Raw genomic sequence first — 22,540 nt, forward strand, 5'->3', positions numbered from 1 at the left:
AAACCCATGGTCCGGGGCTCCATCACATTGATCGTGCTTGCATTGGGGATGCCGTCGCTTGCGGCGGCGGAGACCATGAGCTTTGGCGATTCGATCGGGAAGCTGGCGGCGAGCTGCGGTGCGGAAATCGTTGCCAATTGCCGCGGCGTCAACCCGGACTCGACCCGCCTGAAGGAGTGCCTGTCGCGCAACCGCGACGTGCTCACGCCGCAATGCGCGAGCGACTATCTCGGCGTGTTCGACGCCATCCAGAAGCGCGTCGCCGCGCGCGTCACGGTGGCGAACGCCTGCCAGCGCGAGATCGTCAAGGTCTGCGGCGGCTCGACCAAGGAGACCAGCAAGTCGGTCCCCTGCCTGGTCTCGACCCCCAAGGGCATCAGCAACAACTGCCTGAAGGCCGTCGACGACGCGGGGTATCGCTGATGCGCGCGAAGGGGCTCGCCACCGCAGGGCTGGGCTTGGCGCTGGGCCTCGCTTTGCTCGCGGACACCGCCGGCGCGCAGACGGCGGCACCGACCCGCGACGACATCGTCGGCAAGCTGAACCATTTCGAAGAGGCCGCCGAGGTCGATCTGCCCGCGCTGAAGCAGCAGGTGATGGAGCGCGCCAAGACCAGGATCAAGAACGATCCGGGTCCGGTGAACCGGCCGCTGATCGCGCCGGAGCTTGCCAAGCTGCCCGCGTTCAATGCGCAGATCCAGTTCGACGCAGACACGCCGATCATCCAGCCGGCGTCCTACCAGACCGTCGGCCGCATTGCGGACGCGCTGGTTCACTCCTCGCTGCTGCCCTACACCTTCCTGATCGTCGGCCACGTCGAATCCAATTCGAAGACGCGCGAGGCCAATGCGATCCTGAGCCAGCGCCGGGCCGATGCGATCCGCGACGTGCTGGTGAACACCTTCAAGATCTCGACCAAGCGGCTGCATCCGATCGGCCTCGGCGAGGAGCAATTCCTCGACCGGGCCAAGCCGACCTCCGCCGTCAACGGCCAGTTGCAGATCCTGACCTATGCCAAGCTGCCGGAGGAGGCGCCGCATCCGGCTGCAGCCCCTGCGCCTGCGGCTAAAAAGCCCGCCAAGAAGCGCTGAGCGAAGGCGGCTCCGCGGTTGACGGAACCCCTTGAAGTGCGGGCTATTTTGCAGCCTGTCCCGGGCGCGCGCACACGGTTTTGCGCGACAAAAGTGCCGGTTTGTGCACCGCCCGGTCCAGTGCTATAGCCTCTGTTCGCCCTTCCCGACCCCGTGCTGCATGAGACCGAAATGGGTGGCTTTTTCCAGCGCCAACTTGCCGTGTATGTCGAGTACCATCGCGATCCCCGGAACACGGCGATGCATGTGGTCGGCATCCTGCTGCTGTTCACCGGCGCCGTGCTGCCGCTGACGCTGGTCAAGCTTCCGCTGTTCGGATTCAACGTCAGCCTGGCGGTGGTCCTGGCCGTGCCGGTCTTGATTTACTGGCTGCTGCTCGACGCGGCGCTCGGGCTCGGCATTCTGGCCGTCTCCGTCGTGCTGTTTTCGGTTGCGACGACCATTGCGGCGCAAGTCAGCACCGCGACGATGTGGGCGATTTTCGCGTCCCTGGTGGCGCTCGGCCTCGCCGCGCAGGCCATCGGCCACAAGGTTTTTGAGGGGCGCGAGGCCTCGCTGTTCACTTTTCCCTCGCATCTTTTGCTTGGACCGATGTTCGTCATGGCAAAATTGTTCATTGCATTGGGCTTCCGTCGCGACCTTGCCGCGATTCTGGCGCCTCTTCCGGCCAATTCCCTTTCAACCCGATAACGCTCGAAGCAAAACAGCAACCTTCTGCATGGCTCTCGTCCTGGTTACCGGTGGCAGTGGCTTCATCGGACATCACCTCGTAGAAGCGCTCCGCGCCCGTGGGCAGCGGGTCCGCGTTCTCGATGTCCGTGCGCCGACCGCGGCGAACGCGGACGTCGATCACGTCCTCGGCTCGGTGCTGGACCGCGCCGCGGTCGATGCGGCGATCGCCGGTGTCGATCAGGTCTATCACCTCGCCGGCCTGCCCGGCATGTGGGTCGCCAACAAGCAGGACTTCCACGACGTCAATTGCCGCGGCACCGAAATCGTGCTCGCAGCGGCAATGAAGCGGGGCGTCTCGCGCTTCCTGCACTGCTCGACGGAATCGATCCTGTTCCCCTATTCCGACCTCAAGGGCGTTCCCGCCGAAGAGGCGCTGCAGCCGGCCGAGGCGATGCCTGGCGCCTACACGCGCTCGAAATCGCTCGCCGAGCATCATGCCGCCAAGGCGGCAGAAGCGGGCTTTCCGCTGGTGATCGGCACGCCGACCATGCCGATCGGCGCCGCCGACCATAATCTGACACCGCCGACCGCGATGCTCTGGTACTTCCTGCAGAAGAAGGTGCAGCCGCATCTCAACTTCCTGGTCAACCTGGTCGACGTCCGCGACGTCGCCATGGGCCTCGTGCTGACCATGGAACGCGGCCGCCTCGGGCAGCGCTACATCCTCGGCGGCGACTGCGTCCCGCTCGGCGACATCCTGCGCATGATGTCGGCGATGAGCGGCCGCCGGCAGTTTCCGATCGTCGTACCCGGCAAGATCGCCGAGCTCTCTGCGATCATGCTCGAATCCATCGCCGACCACATCACGCGCCGGCCGCCGAACGGCACCGCCGAGGGCGTGCGGATCGCACTCGCCGCGAGCGATCTTTCGATCGGCAAGGCCCGTAACGAGCTCGGCTATTCGCCGCGTCCGATCGAGCCGGTCTTGCGCGAAACCATCACCCATCTGCTCGCCCGCAACGGCCAGCAGCCCTCCGGAGCCCTCAAGCATCACGCGCTCTCCTCGCGCGCGAGCTGAAGCCGCCGCCCAAACGCAAAGAACCTTCATGTTTTTCGATTTCAGCAAGCTTCTTTCTGTCGCGTGGGGTGGCTGGACCACGGCCTGGCCGACCGAACTCCTTGCCCTGATCTGGCTCGCCTTTCTCGCGAGTTGGGTCGGCGCCTCGTTCTGGCAGGGGCGGACCAAGAAGCAGGTCATGACGCTGGAGTCGCAGCGCTATAGCCTGCCGATCCTCGTCGGCGGCATCCTGTACACGCCATTCATTGCGGAGGTCATGGGCTGGAAGCCGCTTTGGGTGCTCGGCAACGCCGGCATCACCATCGCAGCGGTCCTCTCGGTCGCCGGAATTGCTTTCGCATGGTGGGGGCGGCTGCATCTCGGCAAGTTCTGGTCCAACACCATCACCCACAAGGAAGACCACCGCGTCATCGACACCGGCCCCTACGGCATCGTCCGTCACCCGATCTACACCGGCCTGATCTTCGGAATGCTGGTGACCGGCGTTGCGATCGGCCTGGTGACGACGATCCTCGGCGCGATCCTGATCTCGCTCGGCATGTGGCAGAAGGGACGGATGGAAGAAGTGTTCCTCTCGAAGGAGCTCGGCGAAGACGCCTATGGCGCCTATTGCCGCCGCGTTCCAATGATCATTCCGTTCACGTCGCCACGGTAAAGGCGTCACTCTCGTGTCCCGGACGCGCTGCAGCGTGCAACGCTGCTGCGCAGAGCCGGGACCCAGACGGCTATTCATGCATGGGGCGAGATGGGCCCCGGCTCTGCAGCGCATCGCACCGGACGATGCTTCGCATCGCCGGGGCGCTGCGCTGCGTCCGGGGCACGAGCACACGATCTTGGTCCCCAAGGAACCAGCCCTCCGCTCGCTCGTTGCCCCTCGACATCTGCCACCGACCGCAGAGCATCGAGCCATGTCGGACGCCTACGATTATTTTCGCGCGCACGCGATCGCCGCCGTCCGCAAGGCGCGGGCGCTGCCGCCCGGGCGGACGAAGCAGAAGCAGCGCACGGTGGCGCGGGTCTATCATCTGCTGTCCAGGGAAGCCGCGCTGGCGCCGAACATCCGTCACCTGGACGATTTTCGCGCGGCACGGCGGCTGGAGCGGCAGATCGGTCGTTGATCTCCGGGCCGACGCCGCGACTGTCCCATGCAAATTCGATCGGCTGCCATTCCACGGGAATAGGCCTCTGCGGCGCGCCGCACAGGTTGACGTCTGCCCCGTCAGCCAGTTGGATGCGCGCGCAACCGGGGGCCTGTCATGACGTTTTCCAGCATCTTCGCGCAGTTCGTCGCGTTCATCGGCGGCATCGCGCTGCAATGGCGCAAGATGACGGGCACCGAGCCCGCGCCGGCCTGGGGCGAGAAGCCCGCAATTCCCGAAGCGAAGCCGCAAGGCGCGATCCCCACCTTGAAGATGCCGACCGCACGCGGCTGGCGCGAGGGCCAGAAGCCGATCGCTGCGCCCGGACTCGAGGTCAATGCGTTCGCGACCGGTCTCGATCATCCGCGCTGGATCGAGGTGCTGCCCAATGGCGACGTGCTGATCGCCGAGGCGACGCAGATCGCGGGCGCCCCGCGCAGCGTTTTCCACTATGCGATGCAGGCGACGATGCGCCGCGCCGCGGCGCTCGGCGTCTCCGCCAACCGCATCACGCTGTTGCGCGACAAGGACGGCGACGGCGTTGCGGAACATCGCGGCGCGTTCATGGAGAACCTCAACCAGCCGTTCGGCATGGCGCTGGTCGGTGACACTTTCTACGTCGGCAACACCGACGGCGTGATGGCCTTTCCTTACGTCCCCAACGCCGACCGCATCACCGCAGCAGGCAAGCGGCTCACGACGTTCAAGCCCGCCGGCCACTGGACGCGCAGCCTGCTCGCCAGTCCCGATGGCAAGAAGCTCTATGCCGGCGTCGGCTCGCTCAGCAACATCGCCGAGATGGGCATGGAGGTCGAGCAAGGCCGCGCCGCCGTCTACGAGCTCGATCTCGCTGCCGGCACGCATCGCATTTTCGGCGCCGGCCTGCGCAATCCCGTCGGCCTTGCCTGGGAGCCGACGACGGGCGTGCTCTGGACCGTCGTCAACGAGCGCGACGGCCTCGGCGACGAGACGCCGCCCGACTATCTGACCTCGGTGCGCGACGGAGGCTTCTATGGCTGGCCCTATTGCTACTGGGGCAAGACGGTGGACGACCGCGTGCCGCAGGATCCGGCGCTGGTCGCCAAGGCGATTCAACCGGACTACGCGCTCGGCGGCCACACTGCCTCGCTCGGCCTGTGCTGGATGCCCTCAGGCACCCTGCCCGGCTTCGGCGACGGCATGGTGATCGGCCAGCACGGCTCATGGAATCGCAGCAAGCTGTCCGGCTACAAGCTGGTGTTCATCCCGTTCGCGAACGGCAAGCCCTCCGGCCCCGGTCGCGACATCCTGTCGGGATTCCTGTCCCCGGACGAGAAGGAATCCTACGGCCGCCCGGTCGGCGTCGCGATCGGTCCCGACAAGACGTCGCTGCTGATGGCCGACGACGTCGGCAACGTGATCTGGCGCGTGACGGGGGCTTAGGCGGAAGTTATGTCGAGGTACTCGCAACGGGCTCGGTAACCTCTCCCGCTTGCGGGAGAGGTCGGCGCAGAGCGCCGGGTGAGGGCTCTCACCTCTTGGGGGTTCTCGATTGTCGAGACACCCTCTCCCCAGCCCTCCCCCGCAGGCGGGGGAGGGAGCGCACTGCCATCTGGGCTAATCAAGCCTCAACCCATCACGTCCCGACGCAGAGCGTCGCGCGCTGCTTGCGGAGGAGCGCGATCACCGACAGCGCGGTGATCAGGCCGGTCTTGGGATTCTCGGACGGGATGTTCTCGATGCCCATCGAGAACCGCGCCGAATCCGCCTCGACCTCGATGCGGTGAACGTTGCGTGTCACGGTCGGATCGGCCCAAACTTGCATCTGGGTGCGATCGGGCCCGATGCCCGCCAGCGACAACGCAACGGCGACGTTGACATTCGCCGGAAAGCCCTTTGCGGCTTCGCGCGCGCTGCCCTCGAACAATTTCAGCGGTTCGCGCAGATTGTCGATGTCGATGTTGTTCTGAACGATGAACGGCGCACCCTTCAAGCCGTCGATCGGCTTGCGCGTCACCATCTTCACCGAATGAATAGTGCCGATTGCGGCGGCGTTGACGGCATCGAGGCCGATCAGCGCGCCGGTCGGCACCAGGATGCGGCCGCCATTGGCGCGGGCAAGATCGACGAGATCGAAATTGTCGAGCAAGCCGCCGACGCTGACCACGACAGCGGCCCTGCCGCGCTTCACTGCCGGCTCGACGATCGCACGCAGCTGGCTTGTCGGCGCGCATTCGACCACGATGTCGGCGGCTTCGCCGAGCTGGTCGAGCGGCAGGATTGTCGGTGGGCGACGCAAGCTGTCGATGAAGGCTTGATGCTTGGCGGGGTCTCGCACTGCCACGGCCGTGAGCGACAGGCCCTCGATGCCCTGATCGAGCGCGGTGGCAATCTTGACGCCGATCGAGCCCAGCCCTGCAATGGCCACCCGCAATTCGCTCGAAGCCTTCTGATCCGTCATCACCATCCCTCTGTCCTGGCCTCTGCTTTGGCCGATGTCATAGCCGCTCACGCCTCCCGCGCATAGCTGCGCAGGCGGGCTTCCAGAACCGCCAGCATGGCATCGCGGGCCGGATCGCGCGAGCCGCGCAGCCAGGCGGCGGCAAGCGGCAGGCGGCCGACCGGCCCGCTCTGCCTCGGTCGAAGCGGCACGAAGCGCACACCGGTCACCGCCATCCGAGCGGTCCAGCGCGGCACGATTGCGACCCCGAGCTTCGTTGCCACGAGGTTGATGATGGTCTGCTTCTCGTCGGCGACCTGCACGATGCGCGGCGTCAGGCCGGCCTGCTCGAACAGCTTGACCGTGAGATCGTGGCTGTGCGGCCGCGAGCGGCGGTCCGGCACCAGCATCGCCTCCTCGGCGATATCCGTCAGCGTGATCGCTTTGCGCCCGGCCAGCGCGTGCCGGCGCGGGAACGCAACGATCGCGCTCTCCTGGAGCAGGTCGCGGAATTCAAGCCGCTTGTCCGGCCGGTCAGGCGGACGCACGAAGGCGAGATCGAGCGCACCGGTCAAGATCTTCGGCAGCAGCCGGACAGTCTTGTCTTCGAGGAGCTGCACCGCGATGTCGGGATGCCTGGCGCGGAAATCGCGCAGAAGCGGCGGCAACAATCCGGCCGCGGCGCTGTCGATGGCACCGACCCGCAGCCGCCGCGCGGTCCCCGCGCGCGAGCGATTGCGGAGGTTGCTCTCGACCGCCTCGACCTTGGCGAGGATGGCGCGGGCATCGCGCAGCAGCGTCGTGCCGTCCTCGGTGAGCGACACCGCGCGCGTCGTCCGCGCAAACAGCCGCGTTCCCAGATCCTCCTCCAGTAGCCTGATCTGCCGGCCGAGCGCAGAAGGCAGCATCTGGAGCTGCTGTGCCGCGCGGCCGAAATGCAGCTGCTCGGCCGTCGCCACGAAGCATCGGAGCTGATGCAATTCCATTTGCCGGTCCTCTCGTCTCAGCGAGGATTATATCATTTTTTTGTATAAACCAGCGCCGATTGAGTTTGCCCTGCACTGCCGTCTAGATTCGCCGGCGACGCCGACCGCCGAATATGTCGGCACGATCTCTCCCGCGGAGCTTTCCATGCGCACCCATTCGATCGCAGCCATTCCCGCCGACGGCATCGGCCCCGAGGTGATCTCGGCCGGTGTCCGCGTGCTGGAGGCCCTGGCCAAGCGCAGCGGCGACCTCTCCTTCAACGTCAAGACGTTCGACTGGGGCTCGGATTATTACAAGAAGCACGGCGTGATGATGCCGGCGGACGGTCTCGGCGAGCTGAAGAAGTTCGACGCGATCTATTTCGGCGCGGTCGGCGCCCCCGACGTGCCCGACCACATCACGCTATGGGGCCTACGCCTGCCGATCTGCCAGGGGTTTGATCAATACGCCAATGTGCGGCCGACCAAGATCCTGCCGGGCGTCGCCTCGCCGCTGCGCAATGTCGGCGTCGGCGATCTCGACTGGGTGATCGTGCGCGAGAACTCGGAAGGCGAATATGCCGGCATGGGCGGGCGCGCCCACAAGGGCCTGCCGGAAGAGGTTGGCACCGAGGTCGCGGTGTTCACCCGCGTCGGCGTCACCCGCATCATGCGCTATGCGTTCCAGCTCGCGCAGTCGCGCCCGCGCAAATTCCTGACCGTCGTAACCAAGTCGAACGCGCAGCGCCACGGCATGGTGATGTGGGACGAGATCGCGGCCGAGGTCGCCGGCGAATTCCCTGATGTGACCTGGGACAAGATGCTGGTCGACGCGATGACGGTGCGGATGACGCTGCATCCGAAGAGCCTCGACACTATCGTGGCGACCAATCTTCATGCCGACATCCTCTCGGACCTCGCCGGCGCGCTGGCGGGAAGCCTCGGCGTCGCGCCGACCGGCAACATCGATCCGCAGCGCCGCTTCCCCTCGATGTTCGAGCCGATCCACGGCTCGGCCTTCGACATCACCGGCAAGGGCATCGCCAACCCGGTCGCGACGTTCTGGACCGGCGCGCAGATGCTCGAACATCTCGGCGAGAAGGAGGCCGCCTCGAGGCTGATGGCCGCCGTCGAGCGCGTCTGCGCCGCGGGCGTGCTGACGCCGGATGTCGGGGGCAAGGCAACGACGAAGGAGGTCACGGACGCCGTGATCGAAGCGATCCACGGATCGAATGTATAGTCTTCGTCCTCTCTCCGCTTCCGGGCAGAGGCGAAGAACGTGCTACCTCCGCCCCGCCGGTGCCGCCGGCGGCGTGGCCATCGCGGCGGCCGGCTCTGGCGGTGTCAGATGGCGGGGGACGATGATGGTCTGGCCCGGCGTCAGCTGCGCGTTCTCCGGCAACGAGTTGCTCTGCGCCAGCGTCCACAGCGGCACGCGGTTGGCTGCGGCGATGCTCTCCATGGTGTCGCCGCGGCGCACCGGCACCCGCACGCCGCTGTCCCACAATTCGACCAGCGTATCCGCCGGCACCAGATAGCGCAGCGGCACGGCATCGGCCTGCGTCTGCGGCGGAATGCGCGGCAGCTGCGTCACCATCCCGACGATCTGACGATGGATGTCGTCGGACTTCTCGATGTTGATGTGGCTGACGCGCGCGTTTTCCTTGAGGTCATAGCTGGCGTAATGGCCGCGAAAGCCGGGGACAGTCACGACGTCGCCGCCGCCGAGCACGCTGTCGGACAGGAAGATGTTGATGAAGCGCTCGACGTTGAGGGGAACATCGCCGGTCGCGTGCGCGGGATCGATGGCGATGACGAGGCTGATCGGGATGTTCTCCTTGGCCGCCATCTCGGAAATGACGATCGAGCACAGCCCGCCCATGGAATGGCCGATCAGCACGATCGGCGCCGCCTTCTCCCTGTAGCTGGCGATGGCGCGGTTGCCGATCAGCCGGCACAGGGTGAATTCGTAGACGTCGGCCGAGAAGCCGGCCTGCGTCAGCTTCTCGCCGAGCCGATCCATGCCGGTCGAGAAGATCGGGCCCATGGCGCCGCGAAACAGATAGACCTTCGGCGGCGGCAACGGCTCGAACGGCGGGGGCGGCGGCGCGGCGGGGACCGCCGCAATGGTCTTGGACTTGGGCGGAGAAGCCGCGGCCGGGCCCGTGCCGAGGGCGAGCAGCACAATTGCTGCCAGCACGATCAGGCGCCTTGGATCAACCATCCGTTCAGAAGTCCTACCACCGGAGGCGGCGCCTCCCCTTGCGGTACTTCTTGACCGCGGAATTGGCAGATTTTGCGGCGCCGAAGCGTAGCGTTCCGGACTAGTTCCTCGCCGGAGCCGCCGCCGCCGCCCGCGCGGGCCGCGGTGCGCCGGGCTCCGCAACGGGGGCAGCCGGGGCGCGCGAGCGCATGATCGCGGCGTCGATCTCGGCGATGACGCGGCGCTGGATCGCCTCGTTCTTGTCGATCGAGATGTGGCCGACTCCCGTGCCGCGGACATCGACATTGTCGAGCTTGCCGCGAAGGCCGGCCGCGGCCCGCACCGGCTCGCCGGGGCCGTCACCGATATAGATGTTGATGTAGCGCTCCGCGCCGGTCGAGAGCTTGGTCTTGAACACGGAATCGAGGCCGATCGCGAGCTTCACGGGCACGCCGAGCTGGTTGAGCTTGGCAATCATGTCGGGCAGCGCGGTCGCACCGGAGGAATGGCCGACCAGGATGATGGTCTTGAGCCGCCCGGCCTTATAGGCAGCCGCCGCTTCATCGGCGAGCGAGGACCAAGACACGAAATTGGCGACGGTCACCGGGATGCCCTGCGCCTGGAGGCGGGCGCCGATCGTGTCGAGGCCGAGCGAGAAGATGTTGAGCACGCCGCGGAGCAGATAGACATGCGTGGTCGCCGCCGCGGCCTGGCTCGGTGCGGCCTTGGCGGTGGTCGGGCTGATGGCAACAGCTGACAGCAGGAGCAGGCCGATCGCCCAGGCACGGAGGGCGGACAGCTGGCTGGCGCCGGCGGTGTGACGGCCGTTCGGTCTCATCGATCTTTTCCCCGGAGACAATACGCTTCGCGATTGGCCGGAATCGTAGCCACGGCGCGCTCGCAGACGCAACAAAGAGCCGCGTGAGCGCCAATCTTAGCAGCAAGCCGTGACCATCGCGCAACACTTGCCGGGAACATGCCACTGAAGCGCCTGTTTTGAGACCATTTTTCTCCGGGGAATTGCGGAGGGACAACAGCGTTCCTATTTCAGGGCTCCGCCGACCTGCCCTCCTGGATGGTGCGGCCCCTTCCCCCACCTTTGCTCCTCAGCCTTGCGGCCATCATGTCTTCCATCATATCCGTCGCCAATCTGTCGAAGACCTATGGGTCCGGCTTCAAGGCGCTCAAGAACGTCAATCTCGACATCACGCGCGGCGAGATTTTTGCGCTGCTCGGCCCCAACGGCGCCGGCAAGACCACGCTGATCTCGATCATCTGCGGCATCGCCAATCCGAGCGAGGGCCGTGTCCTCGTCGGCGGCGAGGACATCCAGACCTCCTACCGCAAGGCCCGCTCGCTGATCGGCCTCGTGCCGCAGGAATTGCACACCGACGCCTTCGAGAGCGTGTGGGCGACCGTGAGCTTCTCCCGCGGCCTGTTCGGCAAGCCGAAGAACCCCGACCACATCGAGAAGGTGCTGAAGGCCCTCTCGCTCTGGGACAAGAAGGACAACAAGATCATCACGCTCTCGGGCGGCATGAAGCGCCGCGTGATGATCGCCAAGGCCTTGTCGCACGAGCCGCAGATCCTGTTCCTGGACGAGCCGACCGCCGGCGTCGACGTCGAGCTGCGCAAGGGCATGTGGGAGGTGGTGCGCGGACTTCAGCAGTCCGGCGTCACCATCATCCTCACCACGCATTACATCGAGGAAGCCGAGGAGATGGCCGACCGCATCGGCGTCATCAACAAGGGCGAGATCGTGCTGGTCGAGGACAAGACGACCTTGATGCAGAAGCTCGGCAAGAAGCGGCTGACGCTGCATTTGCAGAACAAGGTGACGTCGTTGCCGGATAGTCTAGCGCATTACGAGCTCGAGCTCTGCGATGAAGGCGCGACGCTGGTGTACGATTACGACACAAAGGGCGAGCGCACCGGCATCACCAGCCTGCTCGGCGACCTCCGCACCGCCGGCATCCGCTTCAACGACCTCGACACGACGCAATCGTCGCTCGAGGACATCTTCGTCGACCTCGTGAGGACGTCATGAACCACCGCGCCATCCGCGCCATCTATCTGTTCGAAATGGCGCGCACCTGGCGAACGCTGCTGCAAAGCATCGTCTCGCCGGTGGTCTCGACCTCGCTCTATTTCGTGGTGTTCGGCGCCGCGATCGGCTCGCGCATCAGCCAGGTCGAGGGCGTCAGCTACGGCACCTTCATCGTCCCGGGCCTGATCATGCTCTCGGTGCTGACGCAGAGCATCGCCAACGCCTCGTTCGGCATCTACTTCCCGAAATTCACCGGCACGATCTACGAGATCCTGTCGGCACCGATCTCCTATTTCGAGATCGTGCTCGGCTATGTCGGCGCCGCCGCGACCAAGTCGATCATCCTCGGCCTGATCATCCTGGCGACCGCCGGACTGTTCGTGCCGCTGCACATCCATCATCCGATCTGGATGCTGGCCTTCCTGGTGCTGACGGCGGTAACGTTCAGCCTGTTCGGCTTCATCATCGGCATCTGGGCCGATGGCTTCGAGAAGCTGCAGATGATCCCGATGCTGGTGGTGACGCCGCTGACCTTCCTCGGCGGCAGCTTCTATTCCATCGACATGCTGCCGCCCACCTGGCGCACGGTGGCGCTGCTCAACCCGGTCGTCTATCTGATCTCGGGCTTCCGCTGGAGCTTTTACGAGATCGCCGACGTCAGCGTATCCGTCAGCATCGGCATGACGCTGGCCTTCCTGGTGATCTGCCTGGTCGTGATCTGGTGGATTTTCCGAACTGGATACCGGCTCAAGAACTGACCGCGCGGCGCTCGCGAAAATGTCAGCGCCGCCGGCCGGCGCGGCACCAAGCGGCCTTGCTTACGCCCGGCATCACGTTAACGATGGACAGGCAGGCCGCTGGAACCAACGCAGGGCCGCAGGCATAATGCACGCCGGGGGACGGAGAGCCGCGGCGCGAGCATGAACAGGCCGGAGGCCAGAAGTCAGATGCGTTCGTTTTTAGTTGCTTTTGCATCCCTGATGCTTTTGAGCGCAAGCACCGCGCAGGCCAAGGTCGAGATTACCGTCGACAAGGACAATCAGCAGTTGACCGTCGCCGTCGACGGGGTCGCGCGCTACCGTTGGCCGGTGTCGACCGGCATCCCCTCACGCGAGACGCCGAACGGCGCCTACCGCGCCTTCCGGATGGAAGAGGACCACTATTCCAAGGAATTCGACGACGCGCCGATGCCGCACGCGATCTTCTTCACCAAGGTCGGGCACGCCATCCACGGCACGGACTCGGTCGGCCGGCTCGGCTCGCCGGCATCCCATGGCTGCGTGCGCCTGTCGCGCCAGAACGCCTCGACGCTCTATGCGCTGGTGCAGCAGCAGGGCGTGCTCAACACCACGGTGACGCTGACGGGCTCGGCACAGGTGGCGCTGGCGCGCAATCCGCGCGGCCGCAATGCCAATGCGGTCGCCCGCGCCCCGCAGCCGGTTGAAGAGCAATACGCCACCACAGGCGCCCCGGTGAACCTGATGCCGCCGGCACAGCCCGAGCGGCGCTACATGCCGCAGGACGACAACTACATCTACCCGGCCGACGGCAGCGACACCGGCGCGCGCTATCCGGCGCCGCGCCCGATCACCCGCCCCTATGGCACGCAGGCCTATCAACAGCTGCCGCAACCAACATACGACCAGGGCTACGGCCAGCAGGGCTACTATCATCAGCCGCAGGCCCGGCAATATTATCAGCCGCGCAGCTATTATTATCAGAACTGACGCAGCCTGAACGCGACGCCGGGCGCTGCAGCGAATCAAATCGTGCTGACGCGCCGGCGCCGCGGTGGACCGAACAACTCCAGGCCGGCCTGGGTAGGAATCGAGCAGCTCCCCGACGCAGGAAGGCAACAGTCCCCAACCTTCAACGCAGCGGCGCCCCGGCCAAATTGACAAGCTTGGGGTGGCCCGTATTGTCGTTCCCATTGTTTCTGGGAAATGACATGACACGCGAGCAGATTTCGGATTTCTGCGTTACCGCGCTGGCCAATATCCTGCGCATCTCCAGGGATCGGGTCGACACCGGCACCAAATTCAACCGCCTCGGTCTCGATTCGGCGATGCTGGTCTACCTGATGATGGAGCTCGAGGAGAAGCTCGACATCGAACTGTCGACCGACGACTTTTACGACCATCCGACCGTTGAGGCCTTGTCCCGGTTTCTTGCCGACAAGCGCGCGATCCGACCGGCCGCCTGACACGGCCTGAACCGGCGCAATCCGATGGACACTCCCCGCTCGCTCGTGGCGCTCCTGGCCCGGCGCGCGGCGGAGCAGGCCAATGACCGCGCCTATGTCTTCGTCTCTGACCGCGGGACTGAAGAAGCTGCCCTTACCTTCCGCCAGTTGCGCGATTGCGCAAGTGCGCTCGCGGCGCGCCTGACCGCGGTCGCGCGCCCTGGTGACCGCGCCATCCTGGTATTTCCACCCGGTCTCGAATTTCTGGTGGCGTTCTTCGGCTGCCTGATGGCCGGCATCATCGCCGTGCCGATGATGATGCCGCGGCGAAACGGTGCGCGCGATGCCAGCGCCGCAATTCTCGCCAACTGCACGCCAGCGGTGGCGCTGACCAGTTCGGCCCTCTCGCTTCGCGGCGATCTGCAAACGCGCTTCGCACGCGAGAACATCCGATGGATCGAGGTCGATCTCGGTCCGGCGACCCTGGCACCGGTCGCGCTGGAGGATCCGGCGGCGGATGACATCGCCTTCCTGCAATACACCTCCGGCTCGACCTCCGAGCCGAAGGGGGTGATGGTCAGCCACGCCAATCTGCTCGCAAATCTCGAGATGATCCGGATCGCGCTCGGCAACACCAGGCGATCGACCTACGTCAATTGGGTGCCGCTCTACCACGATATGGGGCTGATCCTGAACGCGCTGCAGACGCTCTATGTCGGGGCGACCTGCGTGCTGATGGCGCCGAACGCGTTCATGCAGCGGCCGCTCGGATGGCTGCGCGCGATCTCGCACTATCGCGCCGAGGTGGCGTGCAGCCCCAATTTCGGCTTCGACCTCTGCGTCAGCCGCCACCGCGCCGACCAGATGGACGGCATCGACCTGTCCTCGCTGAGGATCGCCCTGAACGGCGCCGAGCCGGTGCGCGCAGAAACCATCGAGCGGTTCGCCGCGACCTTCGCGCCGCACGGCTTCGATCCGCGCGCGATGTATCCGGCCTACGGCATGGCGGAAGCGACGCTGCTCATTTCAGGGGGAACGCGCGGCGGCGGTCATCTGACGCGTCGCGTCAGTCGCGCGGCCCTTCAGGCGCATAGAGCAGAGACGGCCTCGGAAGCTGACGATGCGCAGATCGTGGTCGGTTGCGGGCGCGCGCTCGAGGGTGAGCGGATCGCCATCGTCGATCCCGGGAAATGCACACGCCTGCCCCCCGACTGCGTCGGAGAGATCTGGGTCAGCGGCGCCAACATCGCCCGCGCCTATTGGCGCAACGATGACGCGACGAACGAGCTGCTCAACGCGGAGATCGCCGGCGAGCACGGCGCATGGCTGCGCACCGGCGATCTCGGCTTCCTCGATGCAAGCGGCGAGCTGTTCCTCAGCGGCCGGATCAAGGACCTCATCATCATCCGCGGCATCAACCATTATCCGCAGGACATCGAGCGCACGGTGCAGTCGCTGGACGAGGGCTTGCGCGCAAACTGCGGCGCGGCATTCTCGGTGCCGGACGAGGGCGGTGAAGAAACGCTCGTCATCGTGCAGGAGGTGGAGCGCACGGCACGTCACAAGATCGACAGTGACGAGATCAGGGACCGGATCCGAGAGGCCATTGCCGACTGTCACGAATTATCCGCGCGCCACATTGCGCTGATCCGGCCCGGTGCCCTGCCGAAAACCACCAGCGGAAAGATCCAGCGCAGGCTGGCGCGCAAGCTCTGGCTCGATGCGGCCTTCGACGAAATCGGCTGACCTGCTCAGAAATCGATTCTCGCTTTCTCGCCGTCGCGCAGGCTCGCGACAATCCCCTGCTCGATCTTGCGCGCCAGCACCGGGCGGTAGTGGATATAGTCCACGAAACTGGCGCGATCGCGCGTGAGCTCGTTGTCGACGCGATAGCTGACGAAGTTGCTACGCGGCCGCCCGGCCACGACCTGTGCGAGCGCGGCATCGCAGGCGTTGCGCTCCAGCTCAGCTTGCGTGCCGGGCTTTGCCACGGTGGCAGCGAAGGTCGGCGGCACGATGATGACGACGGGCACGTCGACCGGCAATTTGCGGACGACGTCCTTGAGGGCCGCGATCTCGGGGAACACCGCTCGCGCCTCCGCAGAGGCCACGGGCGCGGGGTCTCTCGGAGCATTGGTCTCCTTGAATTGGCCGGGCGGCCAGATGTCCTCGTAGCTGACAAAGCCGTCACGGTTCATGCGCGGTCGCAGGCCGAGCCCGATGCCGATGCGTTGGAAGACCTGCTCGATCGCCTGCCAGGAAATCAGCCGCACCGCATAGGTGACCACGCTTGCGTCATAGAGCCAGTAGGGGAACGGAACGCCCTCCTCCTTCGGCCGGGCATGCACGCACCAGCCGGGATCGGCGGCGATGACCAGCGCGCCGACCTTCCGGTGTTTGCGCAAGAAGAAATCGAGCACGGCGAGCTGCTCGCGTGGGCTCGCACCGGTCATGTAGAGCTGGACGAAACGGAACCCGCTCGCGCGGGACAATTCCGCCGGCTGGATCAATTGCCCGGTCGAATTGCCGAGGATGACGGAGTCGAAGCTCGCATCGCGTGCGCGGCTCGCCGCCGTGATTTGCGTCAGACGATTGTCGACCCCCTCGATGCCCAGCAGGCCGAGCTTGCCGCTGTCATAGGGATCGACCACGACCATCAGTGCGAGCACCAACAAGGCGGCGCCCGAGAGCGTGCCGAGGCACGCCAGCAGGCTCCGTCCCCACCCGGGGTCGGTCTCAGAACTTGAAGTAGACGAATTCATGCAGATCCCGGCCACCCATGTGGAGCAGCAATGCGAACAATCCGATGCCGAGCAGACCGGCGAGCCACGGTTTGGGACGGCGCATGAGCATCGCGACGATGTCCTGGCTCGCCGGCAGCAGGAAAGCGAACAGCGGCGCTGCGATCAGCGGCCATAGATGCTTGCCGCGCTCGAGCGGCAGCGGTGAGATCAGTCCCGAAAAGACATGCCAGGCCGCCTCCAACGATCCGGCACGAAAGATCACGCCGGTCGCCAGCACGAACAAGACGGTGAGCGCCCAGCCGAGCCATGACGGAAACTCCGGCCCATAGCGGCGCCACAGCGCGCAAGCCACCAGCGCGAAGCCATGCAGCACGCCCCACAGCACGAAGGTCCAGCTCGCGCCGTGCCAGAGGCCGCACAGCGCCATCGTGATCATCATCGCGCTGAAGAACTGCACCGGCAAGAAGCGGCGCGGCAACAGGCGCAGATTGACCAGGGGATAGAACACATAGTCGCGCAGGAACAACATCAGCGTGATGTGCCAGCGCTGCCAGAAATCCTGGATATTGGTCGAGCGCAACGGCGCATTGAAATTGTAGGGCAGCTGCACGCCGAACAAGAGGCCGAGGCCGATCGCGATGTCGGAATAGCCGGAGAAATCGAACAGGATCTGGAACGAAAAGCAGAAGGCGAGCCAGGCGTCGCCGCTTCGCAACGGTCCGCTTGCCGCCTGCGCATAGATGGGATCGAGCAGATGCGCGAGGCCGTCGGCGATGACGACCTTCTCGAACAAGCCGAACGCGATGAAGCACATGGCGATGCAGAATTGCCGCTGCCAGCCCGGCACGTAGACCTGCCGGCCGAACTGATGCATCACCTCAGACCAGCGCGCCAGCGGGCCCGCGATCGCCTGCGGGAAGAAGGCGATGTAGAGCGCGTAACGGTCGAGCGCATAGAGCGGCGCCTTGCCGCGCTTCAGATCGACCAGATACATGATGTGATGAAAAGTGAAGAAGGAGATCCCGAGCGGCAGCCCGATGTCGAGCGCCGCAAACTTCGTATCCAGCACGAGTGCAAGATTGGCGAGCAGGAAATTGGCGTATTTGAACAGCGCCAGAACCGCGAGATCGAGCACCATCACCAGCGTCAGCACCGCCGGCCATTTCACCCGTCCGTAGGCCACCGAAGCGAGCCAGTTGATCGTGATGGAGGCGATCAGGAGCAGGATGAACGATGGGCTGCCCCAGGCATAGAAGGCGAGCGACAGCGCGACCTGCACGCCGATCCGCAGATGCAGATAAGGGTCTGCCAGGCGGTAGATCAGCAAGGCCGCAGGCAGGAAGACCAGGAGAAAGGGATAGTCGTTGAAGAGCATCGGATCAAAGCTGCGCCATCACCGGCCCTCGCGCCGGCCGGTGATGCTCAGCCCGCCTCCAGATCGGGGGCGGCATCGCCCGGCTGCCGCAGCATGCGCCGAGCGATCTTTTCCTCGCTCGGCACCTTGACGTCCCAGGCGAGCCCGAGCGTTTCCAGCGCGCGGATGAAGATGAAGCCGGGATCGAACTCGAACCAGCGCAGGCCGAAGGCCGCCGAATACGGGAAGGCGTGATGGTTGTTGTGCCAGCCCTCGCCCCAGGCGAGCCAGGCCATCATGCCGAGATTGCGGCTGTTGTCGTCGCGGGTGACGAAGGGCTGTGCGCCGAAGCTGTGCATGACCGAGTTGATGGCAGACATGGTCTGCTCGACCACGAACATCCGCACCACGCCGCCCCAGAGAAAGCCGGTCAGCGCACCCCACAGGCTCATCGTCGCCAAGCCGCCGATCAACGCGGGCAGCAGCAGGCCGAGGCCGACCCAGCTGTAGTAATGGCTGTTGACCGCAACCAGCCTGCGGTCCGCCATCAGGTCCGGCACGTAGTGGGCGACGTTGGGATAATCATGCGCGATCATCCAGGTCAGGTGCGCGTGCAGGAAGCCGCGCAGGCGGCCGAGCAGACCGTCACCATGCAGTCGCGGCGAGTGCAGGTCGCCGTCATGATCGGACAGCTCGTGATGCCGCCGGTGCATCGCGGCCCAGGACAGCATGGGGCCGCGGCCGGCCATCGAGCCCATGACGATCAGGATCGCGCTCATCGTCGTGGAGGTCGCGAAGGCGCGGTGCGTGAACAGGCGGTGATAGCCGACGGTGAGGCCGAGACCCGTGATCAGCCAGAAGCCGAACAACAGTCCGAGCTCCATCGCGCCGATCGGGCGGACAATCAACAGGCCCAGCGCAACCAGCGTGCCGATGAACGGCAGCACATCGAAAATGATGAAATGCCGCCGCTGCATCCTGTGGAAGTGCCGGCTGCGGATGATGCGGTGATCGCGTTTCTGTTGCACGGTCGGGCTTCCAGGTCGGCTCATATGACTACATACAAGCCTGGCGGGCGCAACCCAAGCCGCGGCACCCAGGGTTTCAACAGCCGCGAAAGCCCATAGAATAGGCGAGCGACGCAAAATGCGTTCAAATCCGGTCCTTTCCGCTTGCCCCTCGAGGCCCCATGCCGTCACCTGTTGCAACCATTCTGACTGTGATCTCGATTGTGATGGCGGGACAGGCCATGGGATCCGATCTGGCCTTCGACCTCGAGGCGCATCGCGGCGGGCGGGCGCTGTTGCCGGAAAACACTCTGCCCGCCTTCGCCCATTCGCTGACGATGGGCGTGGACACGCTGGAGCTCGACGTCGGCGTCACCGCGGACGGCGAAGTGATCGTCTCGCATGAGCGCGGGCTCAATCCCGATCTCGCACGGCGGCCCGACGGGACCTACATCGCCCCGCCCGGTACCCCTTTCGTCAAGCTGCGGCTCGACGAGGTCAGGACCTATGACGTCGGCCAGATCCGCCCCGAGAGTGCCTACTCACGCCAATTCCCCGACCAGCGTGCGCTGCCGGTTACGCGCATTCCCACCTTGCGCGAGCTGTTCGCGCTGGTGCGCAAGTCTGGCAACACGCAGGTGCGCCTCAACATCGAGACCAAGATCGATCCGAATCATCCGGATGAAACGCTGGATCCGCAGGCCTTCGTCGCGAAGCTGCTCGGGGTAATCGAGACCGAAGGATTCTCCGACCGCGTCATGATCCAGTCGTTCGACTGGCGGACTCTGCTTCTCGTCCAGCAGCAGGCGCCGAAGATCCCGACCGTGTACCTGACGCTCCAGCGCGGCTCGGCCCCGACGGTGGCGCTCGACAAGGCGACGAGCTGGACGGCGGGGTTCAGCCCGGCCGATCACGGCGGCTCGCTGCCGCGGACGATCAAGGCCGCCGGCGGCGCGATCTGGTCGCCCAATTTCGGCGACGTGACCGCGGCGCTGGTTTCCGAGGCCCATGCACAGGGACTCCGCGTCGTGGTCTGGACGGTGAACAAGCGTGAAGACATGGCGCGGATGATCGAGATCGGCGTCGACGGCATCATCTCGGACAGGCCGGACCTGCTGCGGCAACTCGCCGGCGAGAAGGGGATCGCGCTGCCGGCGGGGACGCCGGTGGCGCCGTAATCAATCTCGTGTCCCGGACGCGGCGCGGCATGCAATGACGCGACGCAGAGCCGGCACCCAGAATTGTGGGCCCCGGCTCTGCAGCGCACCGCACCGGACGTTGCTTCGCATCGCCGGGGAAGCGCTGCGCTGCGTTCGGGGCACCAGACCATTCGTGGCGCGCCCCCTACTCCCCGTCCTTCCAACGCCGATATAGCGCGCCCAGGATGTTGGAATAATCGTCGGTCCAGACCCGCACCCTGTCGTCGGCTTCGGTCAGCTCCCATTGCTTGGAGGACGCGAGCCTGCCGACATCGGCCTCCTCGCGCGCGGAGATGACGACGTCGGTGGAGAAGATGTAGTCACCATCGCGCCCCGAATCCTCGTTGAAGACCCAGCTCTTGAGATCGTTGGCGTCCGCAATGCCGACCACGACGGTCTCCAGATCCAGATGCCGGTTGGAGACGTGCATCACCACGGCGCCGTGCGGCGCGAGCTTGTCCTTGTAGATCTTCATCGCCTCTTCGGTCGCAAGATGGATCGGGATCGCATCGGACGAATAGGCATCGACGATGATGAGATCATAGGCGCCATCGGGCTCCTTGGCGAAGGTGAGGCGCGCATCGCCGATGACGGGCTTCATGTCCGGCATGCAGCTCGATATGTAGCGGAAATTCCTGGGGTCACGCGCCGCGTCGACCATGGACTGATCGATCTCGAAAAAGGTCCAGTTCTCCCCTGGCTCGGCGGCGCAGGCGAGCGTGCCGGAGCCGACGCCGATCGCGGCGACCTTCAGCGGCGCGCCCTTGCGCTCGCGGATCGCGCTGACGGCCTGACCGATGCCGCCGTCCTTGTGATAATAGGTGATCGGCTCGGGCCTGCCGGCGACCGGCGTGCCGTCGTTGTTGCGGAAGCGCTCGGCGCCATGAATGGTGGTGCCGTGCATCAGCACGTGGAAATAGCCGCCCGGCGTCACCACGATCTTGTGCACGCCGAAGAAGCTGCGCACGGTCGTGACGCGGCCCTCGTCTGCGGGATAAACGCGGATCAACGCCAGCGCCAGCGCGACGGTGGCAAAGATCTTCCAGCGCCCGGCATTGAGGATCAACGCGAGCAGCGCGGCGAGCACGCCGACGGCGCCGGCGACCCAGACCCGATGATCCTCGAACCAGGTCGAGAGGCCGCCCGTCGTGTATGACGGCGCGATGAGCGCCAGTGCGAGCGCGGCGAGCGCCAGCCAATACCATTTGACGACGCCACCCAGCCGCTCGTTCGCGGACGGACGGCACAGCGCGGCAAGCGCGATCAGGATCGGATATTCGGCGATCCACGAGAAGGTGAAGGGCGCAACGAGCCCCGCGAACAAGCCACCGACCATGCCGCCGAACGACAGCGCAACATAGAAGCCGGTGAGATATCTGGCGGCAGGCCGCGTCCGCGCCAGCTCGCCGTGGCAGGCCATGGCAATGACGAAGAAGCAGAGTTGATGCCCGCCGAGCGTCAGCAGCAGGTTCTGCTCGCCGCCGAAAGCCAGCAGGACGACGACGCCGGCGATCGCGACGGGCTGGAGCATCAGCATCCATTTGTGCGGCAGCAGCGGCCGCGACTGGAACACGACGACCCAGGTCAGCAGGTACAGAGACAGCGGCAGCACCCACAAGAGCGGCGCCGCTGCGACGTCGGTCGAGATGTGGGCGGTGACGGCGATGAGCAGGCCCGAGGGCACGGCGGCGAGGAAGATCCAGCGCAGCCGCGTCAAGAGGCCTGGCGCGGGTGCATTCACGTCCTCGGCCCGCGCGTCGGCCACGGCCAGCTTCGGCGAACGCAACAACAGCACGCCGCAGGCGCCGATGAGGAGGATCAGCAGGCCATACCCACCGGTCCAGAACCGGTTCTGCATCTGCAGCGTGAACATCGGCTCCAGCAGGAACGGATAGGACAACAGTGCGAGGAAGCTGCCGATATTGGAGGAGGCGTAGAGGAAATAGGGATCATGGCCCGCCGGATGGCCGGTGCGGACGAACCAGGCCTGCAGCAGCGGATTGTTGGCGGCGAGCGCGAAGAACGGCAGCCCGATCGAGACCGCGAACAGGCCGAGCAGCCAGATTGCATAACCCGAAGCCGGCGGCTCGCCATAGGCCGACGCAATACCGAGCGGCAGCGTGGCGAAGGCGGCGAACAGCAGCAGCAGATGCACCGCCACGGGGACGATCCGGTTCCGTGCCTGCATCAACAGATGCGCATAGGCATAACCAGCCAGCAGCAGCGACTGGAAGAATACCATGGCGACCGACCACACCGCCGGCGAGCCGCCGAGCCGCGGCAGCACCATCTTGGTGAACAGCGGCTGCACCGAGAACAGCAGCAGCGCGCTGACGAAGATCGCAGCGGTGTAGACCGTCAGCAGCAGCCGGTTGCGCGACGACGACGGCTGCTCCGTGGCGGCGGGTTGCACGATCGAATCCATGAATGCTCCGGCTCA

22 protein-coding genes are annotated in these 22,540 nt (G+C 65.6%); 14 read left to right on the forward strand and 8 right to left on the reverse strand.

Annotated features, from left to right (window positions below):
- The first annotated feature begins 6 nt into the window (after positions 1–6).
- The 7 genes from AB7M16_RS10720 to AB7M16_RS10750 all read left to right on the forward strand — a co-directional run bounded on the left by AB7M16_RS10720 (position 7) and on the right by AB7M16_RS10750 (position 5,402).
- Positions 7–423, forward strand: coding sequence for a hypothetical protein (locus AB7M16_RS10720; RefSeq protein WP_212259119.1), 417 nt, complete (start codon positions 7–9; stop codon positions 421–423).
- Positions 423–1,091: an OmpA family protein gene (locus AB7M16_RS10725; RefSeq protein WP_453943867.1), complete on the forward strand. Its 669-nt coding sequence runs from the start codon at positions 423–425 to the stop codon at positions 1,089–1,091. The genes AB7M16_RS10720 and AB7M16_RS10725 overlap by 1 nt, the downstream gene beginning before the upstream one ends.
- Before the next feature lie 171 nt (positions 1,092–1,262).
- The gene (locus AB7M16_RS10730; protein WP_453947157.1) at positions 1,263–1,781 is read left to right on the forward strand and encodes an Mpo1 family 2-hydroxy fatty acid dioxygenase; all 519 of its coding nucleotides are present in this window, start codon (positions 1,263–1,265) and stop codon (positions 1,779–1,781) included.
- A gap of 28 nt (positions 1,782–1,809) precedes the next feature.
- Positions 1,810–2,841: an NAD-dependent epimerase/dehydratase family protein gene (locus tag AB7M16_RS10735; protein WP_453943868.1), complete on the forward strand. Its 1,032-nt coding sequence runs from the start codon at positions 1,810–1,812 to the stop codon at positions 2,839–2,841.
- A 28-nt stretch (positions 2,842–2,869) separates the two neighbouring features.
- Positions 2,870–3,496: a methyltransferase family protein gene (locus AB7M16_RS10740; RefSeq protein ID WP_453943869.1), complete on the forward strand. Its 627-nt coding sequence runs from the start codon at positions 2,870–2,872 to the stop codon at positions 3,494–3,496.
- A 253-nt stretch (positions 3,497–3,749) separates the two neighbouring features.
- Positions 3,750–3,959 (forward strand): hypothetical protein, encoded by a 210-nt coding sequence (locus AB7M16_RS10745; RefSeq protein WP_025038081.1) that lies wholly within the window; start codon positions 3,750–3,752, stop codon positions 3,957–3,959.
- Between the two features lie 138 nt (positions 3,960–4,097).
- Positions 4,098–5,402 (forward strand): PQQ-dependent sugar dehydrogenase, encoded by a 1,305-nt coding sequence (locus tag AB7M16_RS10750; protein WP_453943870.1) that lies wholly within the window; start codon positions 4,098–4,100, stop codon positions 5,400–5,402.
- 193 nt (positions 5,403–5,595) lie between these two features.
- Here AB7M16_RS10750 and AB7M16_RS10755 read toward each other — a convergent pair whose 3' ends face one another.
- Together AB7M16_RS10755 and AB7M16_RS10760 are read right to left on the reverse strand one after the other, a co-directional pair.
- Positions 5,596–6,420: an aspartate dehydrogenase gene (locus tag AB7M16_RS10755; RefSeq protein WP_453947158.1), complete on the reverse strand. Its 825-nt coding sequence runs from the start codon at positions 6,418–6,420 to the stop codon at positions 5,596–5,598.
- Positions 6,421–6,467: 47 nt separating this feature from the next.
- Positions 6,468–7,385, reverse strand: coding sequence for a LysR family transcriptional regulator (locus AB7M16_RS10760; RefSeq protein WP_212259114.1), 918 nt, complete (start codon positions 7,383–7,385; stop codon positions 6,468–6,470).
- A 145-nt stretch (positions 7,386–7,530) separates the two neighbouring features.
- On the opposite strand from AB7M16_RS10760, the gene AB7M16_RS10765 reads away from it, so the two are divergent.
- Positions 7,531–8,604, forward strand: coding sequence for a tartrate dehydrogenase (locus tag AB7M16_RS10765; protein WP_260380284.1), 1,074 nt, complete (start codon positions 7,531–7,533; stop codon positions 8,602–8,604).
- Positions 8,605–8,646: 42 nt separating this feature from the next.
- On the opposite strand, the gene AB7M16_RS10770 is transcribed toward AB7M16_RS10765, so the two are convergent.
- Together AB7M16_RS10770 and AB7M16_RS10775 are read right to left on the reverse strand one after the other, a co-directional pair.
- On the reverse strand, positions 8,647–9,588 hold the full coding sequence (locus AB7M16_RS10770; RefSeq protein WP_453943871.1) for a LysM peptidoglycan-binding domain-containing protein: 942 nt from the start codon (positions 9,586–9,588) through the stop codon (positions 8,647–8,649).
- Between the two features lie 100 nt (positions 9,589–9,688).
- Positions 9,689–10,405 carry a hypothetical protein gene (locus AB7M16_RS10775; RefSeq protein WP_453943872.1) on the reverse strand — a complete coding sequence of 239 codons (717 nt, stop codon included), beginning with the start codon at positions 10,403–10,405 and terminating at the stop codon, positions 9,689–9,691.
- A 285-nt stretch (positions 10,406–10,690) separates the two neighbouring features.
- Between AB7M16_RS10775 and AB7M16_RS10780 the strand changes: the two genes are divergently transcribed.
- The 5 genes from AB7M16_RS10780 (at position 10,691) to AB7M16_RS10800 (ending at position 15,542) form a co-directional block, all read left to right on the forward strand.
- Positions 10,691–11,614 (forward strand): ABC transporter ATP-binding protein, encoded by a 924-nt coding sequence (locus tag AB7M16_RS10780; protein WP_212259111.1) that lies wholly within the window; start codon positions 10,691–10,693, stop codon positions 11,612–11,614.
- Positions 11,611–12,372 carry an ABC transporter permease gene (locus AB7M16_RS10785; protein WP_271502249.1) on the forward strand — a complete coding sequence of 254 codons (762 nt, stop codon included), beginning with the start codon at positions 11,611–11,613 and terminating at the stop codon, positions 12,370–12,372. Before AB7M16_RS10780 ends, AB7M16_RS10785 begins: the two co-directional genes overlap by 4 nt.
- Before the next feature lie 162 nt (positions 12,373–12,534).
- The gene (locus tag AB7M16_RS10790; RefSeq protein ID WP_453943873.1) at positions 12,535–13,341 is read left to right on the forward strand and encodes a L,D-transpeptidase; all 807 of its coding nucleotides are present in this window, start codon (positions 12,535–12,537) and stop codon (positions 13,339–13,341) included.
- Positions 13,342–13,562: 221 nt separating this feature from the next.
- Complete coding sequence (locus tag AB7M16_RS10795) at positions 13,563–13,817, forward strand: acyl carrier protein (RefSeq protein WP_172787491.1); 255 nt, start codon at positions 13,563–13,565, stop codon at positions 13,815–13,817.
- A 24-nt stretch (positions 13,818–13,841) separates the two neighbouring features.
- Positions 13,842–15,542, forward strand: coding sequence for a fatty acyl-AMP ligase (locus AB7M16_RS10800; RefSeq protein WP_453943874.1), 1,701 nt, complete (start codon positions 13,842–13,844; stop codon positions 15,540–15,542).
- Between the two features lie 5 nt (positions 15,543–15,547).
- On the opposite strand, the gene AB7M16_RS10805 is transcribed toward AB7M16_RS10800, so the two are convergent.
- Genes AB7M16_RS10805 through AB7M16_RS10815 form a run of 3 tightly spaced genes read right to left on the reverse strand, consistent with a single transcriptional unit; the run spans position 15,548 to position 18,922 of the window.
- The gene (locus AB7M16_RS10805; protein WP_453943875.1) at positions 15,548–16,558 is read right to left on the reverse strand and encodes a hypothetical protein; all 1,011 of its coding nucleotides are present in this window, start codon (positions 16,556–16,558) and stop codon (positions 15,548–15,550) included.
- On the reverse strand, positions 16,533–17,915 hold the full coding sequence (locus tag AB7M16_RS10810; protein ID WP_453943876.1) for an MBOAT family O-acyltransferase: 1,383 nt from the start codon (positions 17,913–17,915) through the stop codon (positions 16,533–16,535). Before AB7M16_RS10810 ends, AB7M16_RS10805 begins: the two co-directional genes overlap by 26 nt.
- 47 nt (positions 17,916–17,962) lie before the next feature.
- Positions 17,963–18,922: an acyl-CoA desaturase gene (locus AB7M16_RS10815; protein ID WP_453943877.1), complete on the reverse strand. Its 960-nt coding sequence runs from the start codon at positions 18,920–18,922 to the stop codon at positions 17,963–17,965.
- Between the two features lie 221 nt (positions 18,923–19,143).
- Here AB7M16_RS10815 and AB7M16_RS10820 point away from each other — a divergent pair, with 221 nt between their 5' ends.
- The gene (locus tag AB7M16_RS10820; RefSeq protein ID WP_453943878.1) at positions 19,144–20,079 is read left to right on the forward strand and encodes a glycerophosphodiester phosphodiesterase; all 936 of its coding nucleotides are present in this window, start codon (positions 19,144–19,146) and stop codon (positions 20,077–20,079) included.
- A 166-nt stretch (positions 20,080–20,245) separates the two neighbouring features.
- Here the strand turns inward: AB7M16_RS10820 and AB7M16_RS10825 are convergent, their stop codons facing one another.
- Complete coding sequence (locus AB7M16_RS10825) at positions 20,246–22,525, reverse strand: fused MFS/spermidine synthase (protein ID WP_453943879.1); 2,280 nt, start codon at positions 22,523–22,525, stop codon at positions 20,246–20,248.
- Between the last annotated feature and the right edge of the window lie 15 nt (positions 22,526–22,540).

The organism is Bradyrhizobium sp. USDA 372, assembly GCF_053629095.1.